The sequence below is a fragment of the Pseudovibrio sp. W74 genome, from assembly GCF_001623085.1.
Lineage (GTDB): Bacteria > Pseudomonadota > Alphaproteobacteria > Rhizobiales > Stappiaceae > Pseudovibrio.
Window position 1 is genome coordinate 142,693 of sequence record NZ_LMCJ01000003.1, and the last position, 11,457, is coordinate 154,149.

At 53.1% G+C, this 11,457-nt stretch carries 17 protein-coding genes; 12 read left to right on the forward strand and 5 right to left on the reverse strand.

What is annotated here, in order from left to right:
• Nucleotides 1-76 precede the first annotated feature (76 nt).
• Genes paaA through paaE form a run of 5 tightly spaced genes read left to right on the forward strand, consistent with a single transcriptional unit; the run spans nt 77 to nt 3,777 of the window.
• On the forward strand, nt 77-1,060 hold the full coding sequence (gene paaA / locus PsW74_RS03045) for a 1,2-phenylacetyl-CoA epoxidase subunit PaaA (protein WP_063287350.1): 984 nt from the start codon (nt 77-79) through the stop codon (nt 1,058-1,060).
• A gap of 13 nt (nt 1,061-1,073) precedes the next feature.
• Complete coding sequence (gene paaB / locus PsW74_RS03050; protein WP_054664467.1) at nt 1,074-1,361, forward strand: 1,2-phenylacetyl-CoA epoxidase subunit PaaB; 288 nt, start codon at nt 1,074-1,076, stop codon at nt 1,359-1,361.
• 7 nt (nt 1,362-1,368) lie between these two features.
• Nucleotides 1,369-2,127 carry a 1,2-phenylacetyl-CoA epoxidase subunit PaaC gene (paaC, locus tag PsW74_RS03055; protein WP_063287351.1) on the forward strand — a complete coding sequence of 253 codons (759 nt, stop codon included), beginning with the start codon at nt 1,369-1,371 and terminating at the stop codon, nt 2,125-2,127.
• Nucleotides 2,128-2,141: 14 nt separating this feature from the next.
• Entirely contained in the window at nt 2,142-2,651 is a 510-nt protein-coding gene (gene paaD, locus PsW74_RS03060) for a 1,2-phenylacetyl-CoA epoxidase subunit PaaD (RefSeq protein WP_063287352.1), read from the forward strand.
• 43 nt (nt 2,652-2,694) lie between these two features.
• Nucleotides 2,695-3,777, forward strand: a complete 1,083-nt coding sequence (paaE, locus tag PsW74_RS03065) for a 1,2-phenylacetyl-CoA epoxidase subunit PaaE (protein ID WP_063287353.1) — start codon at nt 2,695-2,697, stop codon at nt 3,775-3,777.
• Between the two features lie 94 nt (nt 3,778-3,871).
• On the opposite strand, the gene PsW74_RS03070 is transcribed toward paaE, so the two are convergent.
• Nucleotides 3,872-4,297, reverse strand: coding sequence for a PACE efflux transporter (locus PsW74_RS03070; RefSeq protein WP_082830457.1), 426 nt, complete (start codon nt 4,295-4,297; stop codon nt 3,872-3,874).
• 102 nt (nt 4,298-4,399) lie between these two features.
• On the opposite strand from PsW74_RS03070, the gene PsW74_RS03075 reads away from it, so the two are divergent.
• The 4 genes from PsW74_RS03075 to PsW74_RS30190 all read left to right on the forward strand — a co-directional run bounded on the left by PsW74_RS03075 (nt 4,400) and on the right by PsW74_RS30190 (nt 6,327).
• Nucleotides 4,400-4,897, forward strand: a complete 498-nt coding sequence (locus PsW74_RS03075; protein WP_063287355.1) for a MarR family transcriptional regulator — start codon at nt 4,400-4,402, stop codon at nt 4,895-4,897.
• 11 nt (nt 4,898-4,908) lie between these two features.
• A complete protein-coding gene (locus PsW74_RS03080) occupies nt 4,909-5,391 on the forward strand; it encodes a GNAT family N-acetyltransferase (RefSeq protein ID WP_063287356.1) in 483 nt (160 codons plus the stop codon).
• A 223-nt stretch (nt 5,392-5,614) separates the two neighbouring features.
• The gene (locus tag PsW74_RS30185; protein WP_343286481.1) at nt 5,615-5,938 is read left to right on the forward strand and encodes a hypothetical protein; all 324 of its coding nucleotides are present in this window, start codon (nt 5,615-5,617) and stop codon (nt 5,936-5,938) included.
• A gap of 5 nt (nt 5,939-5,943) precedes the next feature.
• The gene (locus PsW74_RS30190) at nt 5,944-6,327 is read left to right on the forward strand and encodes a DNA helicase (protein WP_343286482.1); all 384 of its coding nucleotides are present in this window, start codon (nt 5,944-5,946) and stop codon (nt 6,325-6,327) included.
• Between the two features lie 79 nt (nt 6,328-6,406).
• Here the strand turns inward: PsW74_RS30190 and PsW74_RS03090 are convergent, their stop codons facing one another.
• Nucleotides 6,407-7,024: a glutathione S-transferase family protein gene (locus PsW74_RS03090; RefSeq protein WP_063287357.1), complete on the reverse strand. Its 618-nt coding sequence runs from the start codon at nt 7,022-7,024 to the stop codon at nt 6,407-6,409.
• Nucleotides 7,025-7,126: 102 nt separating this feature from the next.
• On the reverse strand, nt 7,127-8,029 hold the full coding sequence (locus tag PsW74_RS03095; protein WP_063287358.1) for a LysR family transcriptional regulator: 903 nt from the start codon (nt 8,027-8,029) through the stop codon (nt 7,127-7,129).
• Nucleotides 8,030-8,170: 141 nt separating this feature from the next.
• On the opposite strand from PsW74_RS03095, the gene PsW74_RS03100 reads away from it, so the two are divergent.
• Nucleotides 8,171-8,746 (forward strand): cytochrome b/b6 domain-containing protein, encoded by a 576-nt coding sequence (locus PsW74_RS03100; protein WP_082830458.1) that lies wholly within the window; start codon nt 8,171-8,173, stop codon nt 8,744-8,746.
• Nucleotides 8,747-8,802: 56 nt separating this feature from the next.
• On the opposite strand, the gene PsW74_RS03105 is transcribed toward PsW74_RS03100, so the two are convergent.
• On the reverse strand, nt 8,803-9,354 hold the full coding sequence (locus tag PsW74_RS03105; protein ID WP_153041676.1) for a sugar O-acetyltransferase: 552 nt from the start codon (nt 9,352-9,354) through the stop codon (nt 8,803-8,805).
• Between the two features lie 198 nt (nt 9,355-9,552).
• Here PsW74_RS03105 and PsW74_RS03110 point away from each other — a divergent pair, with 198 nt between their 5' ends.
• A complete protein-coding gene (locus tag PsW74_RS03110) occupies nt 9,553-10,092 on the forward strand; it encodes a hypothetical protein (protein ID WP_063287360.1) in 540 nt (179 codons plus the stop codon).
• 26 nt (nt 10,093-10,118) lie between these two features.
• On the opposite strand, the gene PsW74_RS03115 is transcribed toward PsW74_RS03110, so the two are convergent.
• Entirely contained in the window at nt 10,119-10,748 is a 630-nt protein-coding gene (locus PsW74_RS03115) for an SDR family oxidoreductase (protein ID WP_063287361.1), read from the reverse strand.
• 68 nt (nt 10,749-10,816) lie between these two features.
• Between PsW74_RS03115 and PsW74_RS03120 the strand changes: the two genes are divergently transcribed.
• Nucleotides 10,817-11,404, forward strand: a complete 588-nt coding sequence (locus PsW74_RS03120; protein ID WP_063287362.1) for a TetR/AcrR family transcriptional regulator — start codon at nt 10,817-10,819, stop codon at nt 11,402-11,404.
• Nucleotides 11,405-11,457: the final 53 nt, after the last annotated feature.

An 11,457-nucleotide genomic window follows, 5' to 3' on the forward strand; every position in this document is an offset into this window, starting at 1 on the left:
TACTTGTTAGAATGATATTCTGTGACATATTGAAGCGGAAACGAACATTGGTGTGCTCTTGGGAGGGACCTTACCTATGTACACGCAAGCATTGAACAACCCGGCAGTTGAGGCTGGTGTTGAGGACGAAGAGAAGCTTGCAGCTTTTCAAGCTCGCATTGATCGTGAAGAGAAGATTGAGCCCAACGACTGGATGCCAGCAGCCTATCGCAAAACGTTGGTCCGGCAGATCTCGCAGCATGCGCACTCAGAAGTGGTCGGCATGTTGCCAGAAGGAAACTGGGTGACACGGGCTCCGTCTTTGAAGCGCAAAGCCATCTTGCTTGCCAAGATTCAGGATGAAGGTGGTCACGGCCTCTACCTCTATTCCGCCGCAGAAACCCTGGGTGTTTCTCGCGAGGAACTGGTGGATCAGTTGCTGACCGGCAAAGCCAAATACTCTTCCATCTTCAACTACCCAACGCTCAACTGGGCGGATGTTGGTGCTGTTGGCTGGTTGGTTGATGGTGCCGCGATCATGAACCAGATCCCGCTATGTCGCTGTTCCTTCGGACCTTATTCCCGCGCGATGATCCGCATCTGTAAGGAAGAGAGCTTCCATCAACGTCAGGGCTACGATCTTCTCGTTGCCATGATGAAAGGCACGGCAGAGCAGCAGGAGATGGTTCAGGACGCCGTCAATCGCCTCTGGTGGCCTGCATTGATGATGTTTGGTCCCTCTGACAAGGACAGCAAGCACTCAGCCGCTAGCATGAAGTGGAAGATCAAGCGTTTTACCAACGATGAGCTCCGTCAAAAGTTCGTCGATGCCACTGTGCCTCAGGCAAAGGTTCTCGGCATTTCTCTGCCGGATCCTGACCTCAAACTTAACGAGAAAACGGGGCACTGGGAGCATGGTGAACCGGACTGGGACGAGTTTTACAACACCATTCAAGGCAATGGCATCTGCAACAAGCAGCGGATGAAAGACCGCATCAAGGCACATGAAGACGGTGCCTGGGTGCGCGAGGCTGCGCAGGCGTACGCTGCAAAGCAAGCCGCAAAGAAATCAGCTGCTTAAGGGAGGGCAGAACATGAGCGAACAAGCAACACCACTTTGGGAAGTATTCATCAGAGCGCGCAATGGCATGTCTCATAGACATGCAGGTTCTGTCCATGCAGCTGATGCGGAGATGGCTCTGCAGGCAGCGCGAGACGTTTACACACGCCGCGGAGAAGGGCTGTCTATCTGGGTTGTCCCGTCTGCAGCAATCATCGCGAACGATCCGGACGAGAAGGGCGAGATGTTTGAGCCAACAGCTTCAAAGATCTATCGCCACCCGACGTTCTATGAGTTGCCTGACGAAGTCGCGAACATGTAAGGAGGCCATGATGACAGATACGGCACTATTTACATATTGCATGCGGCTGGCTGATGACTCCGCAATTCTGAGCCAGCGACTGGGCGAATGGTGTGGTCACGCTTCTCACCTGGAAGAAGACATTGCACTCACCAATATTGCGCTTGATCTCATAGGCCATGCCCGTGAGCTCTATACCTATGCAGGGCAAATCGAAGGCAAAGGCCGCGACGAAGATGCCCTGTGTTTCCATAGGGTTGAGCGGGAGTTCAACAATCTTCTGCTGGTCGAACAACCCAATGATGACTTCGCATATGCCATCATGCGCCAGTTCCTCTTCTCCGCGTTCATGCACCCGTTCTGGGAGGCGATGATGAACTCGAAAGACGAACAACTGGCCGGACTGGCAGCGAAAGCAGAGAAAGAAGCAGCTTACCATCTGCGCCATTCTGCAGAGTGGGTGATCCGTCTGGGAGACGGCACCGAGGAGAGCCACAATCGCATCAGTGATGCGTTGGAGTTCCTCTGGATGTACACCGGCGAGATGTTTGAGTGTGACGAAGTTGTATCATCATTGGTTGCCAAAGAAGTTGCCATAGACCCTCTGTCTATCAAGCACTTATGGGACGAGACGGTGAACACGGTTCTGGCACGCGCCAATCTGGAACGTCCAACTGAAAGCTGGATGCAGACAGGTGGCCGTAAAGGCGAGCACAGTGAGCATCTGGGACATATCCTGTCGCCAATGCAGTACCTGCAGCGCTCGTTCCCGCAAGCTCAGTGGTGATCGGGAGCTAACCCATGGCAGTTGCAGCGAAAATTCTGAGATTTGAGTTAGATCAAAAGGCCTGGGATGCGGTGTGCGATGTACCCGATCCTGAGGTGCCGGTGCTCACCATTGAGGACCTTGGTGTCTTGCGCGATGTGCACGTGCAGGCAGATGGTTCTGTAGAGGTGACCATCACACCAACCTACACCGGTTGCCCGGCCATGAGCATGATCGCTTTCGATATTGAAGCGGCTCTGCTCACCGCTGGTTTTGAGAGGGTGGACGTTAAAACGGTCCTCACTCCAGCCTGGACCACCGATTGGCTCTCAGAAAAAGCGCGTGAAAAGCTAAGGGTTTACGGCATTGCACCTCCAAACGGCAAGGCCTCGCGCCGGGCCTTGTTTGGTGAGGAGCAAGTCCGTTGCCCCAAGTGCAGCTCTGCCAACACCAGTCGCATTTCCGAGTTTGGCTCTACTGCTTGCAAAGCGCTTTACCGCTGCAACGATTGCTCCGAGCCTTTTGATTATTTCAAGTGCATCTGACCCGCTCGGCTGAAAGGCTCCGGTAGATGTAAGGGAGGAAACCATGTCACCACGGTTTCATAGATTGAAAATCAAGTCAGTCCATCAGGAAACAGAGGAAGCTGTCTCTATCGCCTTTGAAATTCCTGCGGACTTGAAGTCAGATTATTCTTTTATTCCAGGGCAGTATCTCACCCTGCGCGAATTTATTAATGGCGAAGACACCCGCCGGTCCTACTCCATTTGCTCGTCTCCCAAGGATGATGACATCCGCGTTGCGATCAAGAAAGTGGAGGGTGGCCGCTTCTCAAGCTTCGCTCTGGATCATGTCTCTGTTGGCAATGAGATTGATGTGATGACCCCGATGGGCCGCTTCAATCTGCCAAGAGGAATCACTGAAGAAGCAAGGGTTTACGCCGCATTTGCAGCAGGATCCGGCATCACGCCGATCATGTCCATGGTGCAGGCTGTACTGGAAGATGAGCCGAACAGCCATTTCTTCCTGTTCTACGGCAACAAGAATTCCCAGAGTGTGATCTTCAAGGATCAGCTGGATGACCTGAAGGATCGCTTCCTCGATCGCTTGAGTGTCTACCATGTTCTGTCTCGTGAAGAGCAGGAGCTGAGCCTCTTCAATGGTCGTTTAACATCTGAAAAGATTGAGGAATTCATCACCAAGGCCGTTGGTGAGAACAGCATCGACCACGTCTTCCTTTGTGGCCCGGGTGATATGATTGAGGCAGCCAAACACGCCTGTCAAAGCCATGGCATTCCGCTGGAACACATCCATAACGAGCTCTTTGTGCCTGCTGATGGCGGTGATCCGCACGCAGCCCATAAAGCCAAGGATTCCAGCGCTGTAGACCACAAAGCAAAGGTCTCCATGATCGTTGATGGTGCACGCCACGACGTCACTCTGGAGCCGGGTGAAACCATCATTGATGGTGCCCTGCGGTTGGGCATAGAAGCACCGTTCTCCTGTAAAGGTGGAATGTGCTGCACCTGCCGCGCCAAGGTGGTCTCCGGTAAAGTCGACATGGCCGTCAATTACTCGCTGGAACCTTGGGAGATTGAGGCCGGCTACGTGCTCACTTGCCAGTCCAGACCGAAAACAGATGATGTAACAGTCGATTACGACGACATCTGATCTATCAAACAGCCAGTTTGCGTTGGTTTGAAAGGAAAAGCCGGAATTTGCGTTATTCCGGCTTTTCTTGCGTTCTTATGTCAGCACCACACGTTCAAACGGCTTTTGCAATCGGAACGGGGAACACCAGATCGTAAACCCAGTTGTAGACAAAGGCGTAAACCAGAAAGAACACCGCAAAGCCGATATCAAGCAGTAATGCCTGAGCAAAATTCATCTGTAGAAACCACATGATTGCGACAATACCAAATCCAAGCAGTCCGCCTTCAAACAACAGGGCGTGCACAATACGCAAGGCAACAGTCCTTGGCTTGGTACCACGGTTGGCCACATACCATTTATCGAAGAGCCAGTTGTAAAGAAAGTTCCAGCCCATGGCGATCAGGGACATGACCAGTCCAAGAACACCAATCTCTGAAATGGAATGACCAGTAATCCAGCTTCCAAACACCGCGACGATGGAAAGGGCGATCCCTTCAAACAGCACGGAGTGTCGAACTCTGTCCCAGAAACTTCTCATGTCACACCTATCTATCTAAGTAGCTTTCTAGATAGATATATTCAAACTATCTTTCTGGCAAGGTTTAATTTAGAAAACCGATAGAGTTGTGATGAGGATCTCATGTCGAAAGCCTACCCAATGGGCAAAGCCCTGGAACAGATGCGCCAGAACTGGCCAGAAGCTGTCTCTGTAGAAACCGAGCTGTTTCTGAGTATGAACCGGTTCAGCGAAATCCTCGATCAGAACTGCACAAAAGAGCTGGAGGTCTATGGCCTGACCAACGGCGCTTTTGAGGTGCTGGTGGCACTGCGAGGCCGTCCTGAGCCATGGGAAATGTCCCCCAGTGATTTGTACCGCGCTCTGCTGATGACTTCAGGCGGCATGACGAAAATCCTTAAGCAGCTGGAATCCGACGGCCTCGTCACGCGCATTGATCACGATACCGACAAACGCAGCAAGATCGTACGCCTGACCAACAAAGGCAAAACCACCGTCGAAAAAGCCATGGATAGCGTCATGGCCGGCGACCGCCGCGTGATCTACCAGAACCTCACCAAAGAAGAAGTCCAATCCCTCCGCGACACCCTCCTCAACGTGGTCGTGAAGCTGGGGGTGTAGGGGAGGGGACTATGTATCTTGCCACCAAACGTTGCTTGCTCTCCCAGCCAACGCATTCAGATAAACCCGCACTCCGACGACTGTTCGCCAATGAGCAAACAAGAATGTTTCTGGGAGGAAAGCAAAGCCCAGAAGCTATCGAAACTCGATGTGCAAGGGTGGTTGCTGAAGCAGGGGTGTATCATGCTGTAGTGCGATCCAGCAGAGCCAACGAGTTCCTCGGCCTGCTCAGTCTAGCTCCTTATCATCAAGGAGACGACATGGAAGTCTCCTACGAATTCCTGCCGGAACATTGGGGGCAGGGATATGCCGAGGAAGCCCTCAAAGCGTTCCTGCCATTCGCTATGCAGGAGCAGAACCTGGCATCCCTTCTCGCTGAAACCCAACTTCAAAACACCCGCTCCATCCGCCTGTTACAAAAGCTGGGCATGCAACAAACCCGGCAACTTGAACGATTTAACGAGCAGCAAGTTGTCTATCGGCTTGATCTTTGAGCAACCGGCAGAGGCCGGGTCTTTTCAGCAGCATGTTGAAAAGCACAACTGGCCCTTGATTGCGGTAGGCCAGATTTCTATCCTTGCAGCAAGGCTAAGTCCAAGCCTCCGCCCTCCAATCCGGGAAGCATTGCACATGTAGGACGTCAGGATCAGAACCATACTGTTCGAGCAAGCGCATAAGGAGGGACTGCAATGTATGCTCTGAAGAGAGGGTTCTTCAATGAAACTGTCCAGTCCTGTTCACCAGCTGAAAAGACAAGCGAAGTTAACCGCACGCGAAAGTGGCATGCCGCTGCATGCGGCGCTGGATCAGCTCGCGCAAAAAGAAGGCTATAGCAGCTGGAGCCATCTGTCGGTTTCTGGCTCACGGTCTGGCCGCGCTCAAAAATGCCTTCGCCAGTTAGACTGCGGAGACCTTGTTTTAATTGCTGCACGTCCGGGCCAAGGCAAAACTCTGTTTGGATTGGAACTGGCTATTCAAGCCAGTAGAGCAGGGGGCGAGAGTTACTTTTTACCCTCGAGTATACGCCTGCAGATGTTTTGAAGCGTGTGTCCCAGCTCGGCTATAATCCTGCTCAGATGAGGGAGGCTTTCCATCTGGATTGCTCGGATGAGATTTGTGCCCGCTACATCATCAATGAACTTCGGCATGTGCCTTCAAAGACGCTTGTTGTCATTGATTACCTGCAGCTGCTTGATCAGAAACGGCAAAACCCCGAACTCTCCTTGCAGCTGAATGAGCTCAAAGAGTTTGCAAGGAAAACAGGGATTATCATCACCTTGATATCGCAGGTTCAAAGGGACTTTGATCTGGCAATGAAACCCTTGCCGGACCTGTCTGATATTCGTCTTCCCAATCCGGTTGATCTGGCGGTTTTCACCAAATGTTGTTTTCTCCATAACGGAGAAATTGCATTTGAGGTGGTCAACTAAAACGCCTAATTGGTATTGAGCCAATGCAAAGCAGCTGCCTCGGATGTAAAGCGGCAGCTGCCCTGTTTGGGTCAGGAACCTAACCCAGCATCCCCGCAGCTTTCACCGCTTTCACGCAATCCCGCTCTTCCATCAGCTTCTGGAAGGCGTGGAACTTTGGAAACGGCGTGATGTCCACACCATCGCCTTTAAGCCAGGTGCTGACCACGTAAAGGTAGGCATCAGCAATGCTGAAGGTGTCGCCAAGCACGTAAGGGCCGGTGATGATGTTCTCTTCCACATAGGCGCAGCAGGCAGTCATGGTTTCCGGCACTTTGGCGCGCATGTCGTCCCAGCTGGCTTCCTTGTCTGCCCAACGGGCACCGCGCAGTTTGTGGGCATGGTTCACATGCATGGTGGAAGCCAGATAGTACATGGCCTCCCGCATCTTGGCGGCCTTGTAAGGATCCGAAGGCTTCAGACTGTCATCCGGGGCAAGATCAGCAACGTAATCGAGCAGCGCACCGGCTTCTGTCAAAACGCCATGGTCTGTCACCAGAACAGGAACACGGCCCTTCGGGTTCACCTCTAACAGCTGCGGACGGCTGACCTCCGGGTTCTTAAAGTCGATCTTGTGCGTGGTGTAAGGGACACCGGATTCTTCAAGGGCAATGGCAACGGCAATTGAAATGGTGCCGGGAGCGTAAAACAGTTTCATAGGTCACTTATGTTTGCTGGAATGATCAGATGCCCACAGCCTATACGCAGCTTTACCAACCTGCAATTGAGCTTATTGTGACCAGCACTCAAGCGAACTGCTTTAGCGCCTGTAAAGTTCGCCTTGCATGTCCTCTCGCAGGGCCATGAGTTCCTCAGCCAAAAAATCCACAAAGCGGCGGATGCGTACGGTTTTGCGCAGGTCTGCATGAAGCACAATCCAAAGCGACTGCCCCAACTCTGTCTTGGTGCCGGGCACGCGGCACAAGTCAGGAAAGAACCGTTCAAAAACCACAGGGAGGTAAGAGAGACCGCAGTTCTCTCTCAACAATCGGAGGCGCATATATCCATCGGACACCATGTGCCGGATGTCAGCATGAGGGAAGGGGCTTTGAGCGACCCAGTTGGTCGTGTGTGCGTCACCTGGCCAACCGATCCAGGAAAGACCAGAGCCTTGCGACCCGGACTGCGCAAACGCGGCGTCAATGTAGGCCTGGCTTGCATAGATGCCGATGGCTATGGGGTAGAGTTTGCGGGCAACCACATCCTCGCTCACTTCATAGGCCGCACGCAGAGAGACATCTGTCTCGTCCTTGTTGATCTCCTCAACGGCAGAAGTGAGCCTCAGCTCCACCTGAATATCGGGATATGCCTCCTGAAACCTGCTGATGATTGGAGAAATCACATCATAGGCAAACGTGGGCGTGACAGAAAAGCGGAGCGTCCCCGCTTCGCTTTTGTCCAGCCCCTCAACACGTTTGCGCGCATTGATGATCACCTGTTCTGCCTGCTCGGCAAACGGAAGCACAGTTTCACCGGCATCAGTCAGTTTGAAGCCTTTGGTGGAGCGACTAAACAATGCCACGCCATAACTGGCTTCAAGAGCCTGAATATTGCGGTTCACAGTGCCATAGTTGGTATGAAGCAACTCAGCGCCCGCTCTCAAACTGCCCGCCCGCGCAACAGCAAGAAAAGACGGCAACAGCTCCCAATCCAGTGACCTCATGGTGTCTCTCTTGTTACATCAGAGTAATGCCTTGTTTCTTATTATATCATTCTTGTTCTCATTAGGTAACGTAAAATGCACTCCAGACATAATCAGGAACCCACTGCCGGTTCCGTTGAAGATTGATGATTGGAACACCCGATGACAACACGCTATCACCCGGCCTTAGTAGCCCTGCACTGGATCCTCGCCCTGATGATATTTATGGCGCTGGTGGTGGGAGGGCCCATGATGGCAGCTATGGAAAGCACCGACCCGCAAAAACTCACCGGTATGACTGGACATATCATCTGGGGCATGACCATCGGCGTGCTCATCCTTCTGCGCCTCATCACCCGTTTTGTAACAACAAAGCCTGCAAAAGCAGACACGGGAAAAGCCGCACTCAACACTGCCGCTGGGCTGACCCACTGGGCCATGTATGCGCTGGTTGCAGGTATGGTGCTCTCTGGTCTCGTCATGGCCTATAACGCAGATCTCTTTGCAATAACGCTGGGCGGTTCCGGAGCCCCACTCCCCGCAGACCTCACAGTGTATCCGGCACGTGTCGCCCATGGTGTCATCGCGAACGTGCTGACCGCTTTGCTTGTGCTGCATGTTGTTGGATGGGCGTTTCACCAGTTTATCCTGCGAGATCGCCTCATCAGCAGAATGTGGTTTGGAAAGAGACAAGCAGCCCCAAAGACAGAGGCCGGGCACCAAACGCTGGAAGCCTGACCCGATCCAAACTGGCTGCATGGGAAAACCGGCAGCCAGTTTCTCTCTTTGGAGAGTTAGCCTCTCACCCGCGCGGGGTTACCTACCACGGTGGCTCCGGCGGGTACATCTTTGGTCACCACGCTGCCTGCGCCAACAATGGCCTCATCGCCAATGGTCACGCCCGGCATGATGATCGCAGCCCCGCCAATCCACGCCCGCTTGCCAATGGTCACCGGCTTTGCGATTTCCAGTCCCGCACAGCGCTTCTCTGCATCTTTGTGGTGTTGGGCGCAATAGATCTGCACATTCGGCCCAAGCATGGTCTGGTCACCAATTCGCACAGGCGCGGTATCTAAAATGGTGCAGCCCGCATTGAGGAAAACCCGTTCTCCCAAATGAATGTTGATGCCATAAGCGCAATGAAACGGCGCTTCGATGATTGTGCTGTCGGTGGAACTGCCAAGCAGCGCACGCAGGGCAGGGCTTATCCAGCCACGCTTGCTTGGGTGCAGTGTACGATGCTCATGTATAGCGTGGTAGGCCGCTTGCCGCAGCGTTTCCAGCTCGTCATCGATGCAGGTGTACCATTCACCCGCTTCCATCTTTTCGCGTTCTGTTTTCATGATGGGTCTGTTCCTTGAGTCTTCCCGTAACTCTCGGAAAAATAGAAGAGTCTTGCAAGCTGCATTTTTACTGCAGAGCTCAATCCGGGCAAAACACAGGCATCGTACAGGGTGAAACCTTCCCTCGCTCAGTACATTCTACTGGCTTGTTTAAACGTATTTGCTGATGTAGAACATAAAGTGAACATATGGAGCGGAAGCATGCAATGGCTACCTGGCTTCTACTGGAAAGAGAAAGACGGCAAAAGAAACACTTTCATCGGCGGCTCCTTTCAGTCCCTTGAAGTGGCAATCTTGCTTTGGGAAGAGTTGGCGATGCCCCCATCCCTTATGTGGCAATGGCAGATTTTGCATGAAGCTCTTGTGAGAGCATCCGGAGGGGAAGCAACAAAGGCGCTTGGCACAATAGCCTCTCAGATTGCTTATTCTCGTTATGTTGGTGCTCTCATGGCAAAGGTATCAGAGGGAGAGAAAGTGGGAAAACTGAAATACATCTGGGGTCCCGCCGAAGGAGCAAAGGTTGGGGACGGGAAAGGCGTGGGCCGTGTACCAGACGACCCCAAAGCACTCATGCAGGTGAACAGATACACAGAGGAGGGAGGTCAGATTGTCTGGTACTTCCTTGTAAGCGATGGCTCAGAGTTCATCGAAGACGGACAACGCGCCAGCAAAGAAGAAGCTGTTTTGGCAGCTGAAGAGGTCTACACAAGCAGCGGCTTATGCAAGAAATCTCTGATCTAACTCCGGTTGCCCCTCGCTATAAGACCTCAAGTGGAGATCCCCACAGCACGGTGAAGGTACTGCACCTCTGAGAGCTGACGGCTGAGAAATCCGGCAATATCTGAAGGCGCAATCTTCAAAGAAAGACGTCGGTCTGTGGCTGGAAAGTCCTCTTTATAGCTGCCAGTTGCAAGCTCTGGAGCAAACGCGCTGGGCCGCACGATAGTCCAGTCTAGACCGCTCACCCGCACCAGCTCTTCCTGCAGTTCATGGTCCTTGAACACAGGTCGCAACAACGCGCCAAACATGATCCGCTTCCAGAAGAAGTTGAGATTGGACCAACTCTCATGTGCTCCAAGTGTGGACTGACAAATCAGCCGCTCCACCCCATGTTGTTGCATCCCCAAAATGACATTGCGCGTACCAACAGACCGGATGGTGCTGTTGCGCGACATGCCGGCGCCAAGCGTAATCACCACGGCATCGTGGCCCTGAATTGCGGCTGCGACAACATCGCGGGACGCTGCATCACCAGCCCGGAGCGTCAGGTTTTCATGCTCGATCTGCAGTTTGCTCGGGCTGCGGGCAAAGGCGGTCACCTCATGCCCATCTGCCAGCATCTTCTCCGTGGCAAGCCTGCCAACAGTGCCCGTTGCACCAAATACGATAACTTTCATGGCTCTATTCTTTCTTGCTTTACATGATGTCAAGTTGACATCGTGTCAATCGCACCTATATTGACATCATGTCAAGTCAGAATAATCCCACTCGTGATCGCATCCTAAAATCCACATGGCAGTTGCTGGAGGCCGGAAACGGCAGTGCTGTGCGCATGTCAGACATCGCAAAGGCGGCAAAAATCAGCCGCCAAGCGCTCTATCTGCACTTTCCCAACCGGGCAGATTTACTCACCGCTACAACGCGTTATCTGGATGAGGTGCACGACATAGACGCAAAGCTGGCTAAAAGCCGAAGCGCTGCATCCGGTACGCAAAGGCTGGAGGCCTGGGTCGAAACCTGGGGCAATTACATCCCAACGATTTTTGGTGTGGCCAAAGCTTTGATGGCCATGCAGGAGACCGATGAAGAGGCAGCTGCTGCTTGGAATGACCGAATCTGCGCCATCCGTGATGGCTGCGAAAAGGCGGTTCAGGCGCTCAAAGTAGATGGCGCACTAACAGACAGCATGAGCGAGGTGGAAGCGACCGATATGCTCCTCACAATCCTCTCCGTCCGCAATTGGGAACAGCTGCGCATCGACTGCAACTGGACGCAAACTCGCTACATAGACATGATGCAGCAACTTGCAGCGCAGGCACTGGTGAAATCGTAAGAGCGGCAGGCGAGGCTTAGCTCGCCGCCGTACCTTGTATGGACTGCGAGCCG

Bases quoted from the DNA above. Each gene is read 5' to 3' on its own strand.
- PsW74_RS03115 (WP_063287361.1), bottom strand. From the start codon at position 10,748: ATGAAAGTTATCGTATTTGGTGCAACGGGCACTGTTGGCAGGCTTGCC.
- PsW74_RS03095 (WP_063287358.1), bottom strand. From the start codon at position 8,029: ATGAGGTCACTGGATTGGGAGCTGTTGCCGTCTTTTCTTGCTGTTGCG.
- PsW74_RS03090 (WP_063287357.1), bottom strand. From the start codon at position 7,024: ATGAAACTGTTTTACGCTCCCGGCACCATTTCAATTGCCGTTGCCATT.
- PsW74_RS03100 (WP_082830458.1), top strand. From the start codon at position 8,171: ATGACAACACGCTATCACCCGGCCTTAGTAGCCCTGCACTGGATCCTC.
- paaD (WP_063287352.1), top strand. From the start codon at position 2,142: ATGGCAGTTGCAGCGAAAATTCTGAGATTTGAGTTAGATCAAAAGGCC.
- PsW74_RS30185 (WP_343286481.1), top strand. From the start codon at position 5,615: ATGAAACTGTCCAGTCCTGTTCACCAGCTGAAAAGACAAGCGAAGTTA.
- PsW74_RS03120 (WP_063287362.1), top strand. From the start codon at position 10,817: ATGTCAAGTCAGAATAATCCCACTCGTGATCGCATCCTAAAATCCACA.
- paaE (WP_063287353.1), top strand. From the start codon at position 2,695: ATGTCACCACGGTTTCATAGATTGAAAATCAAGTCAGTCCATCAGGAA.
- PsW74_RS03080 (WP_063287356.1), top strand. From the start codon at position 4,909: ATGTATCTTGCCACCAAACGTTGCTTGCTCTCCCAGCCAACGCATTCA.
- paaC (WP_063287351.1), top strand. From the start codon at position 1,369: ATGATGACAGATACGGCACTATTTACATATTGCATGCGGCTGGCTGAT.
- PsW74_RS03075 (WP_063287355.1), top strand. From the start codon at position 4,400: ATGTCGAAAGCCTACCCAATGGGCAAAGCCCTGGAACAGATGCGCCAG.
- PsW74_RS03070 (WP_082830457.1), bottom strand. From the start codon at position 4,297: ATGAGAAGTTTCTGGGACAGAGTTCGACACTCCGTGCTGTTTGAAGGG.
- PsW74_RS03110 (WP_063287360.1), top strand. From the start codon at position 9,553: ATGCAATGGCTACCTGGCTTCTACTGGAAAGAGAAAGACGGCAAAAGA.
- paaB (WP_054664467.1), top strand. From the start codon at position 1,074: ATGAGCGAACAAGCAACACCACTTTGGGAAGTATTCATCAGAGCGCGC.
- paaA (WP_063287350.1), top strand. From the start codon at position 77: ATGTACACGCAAGCATTGAACAACCCGGCAGTTGAGGCTGGTGTTGAG.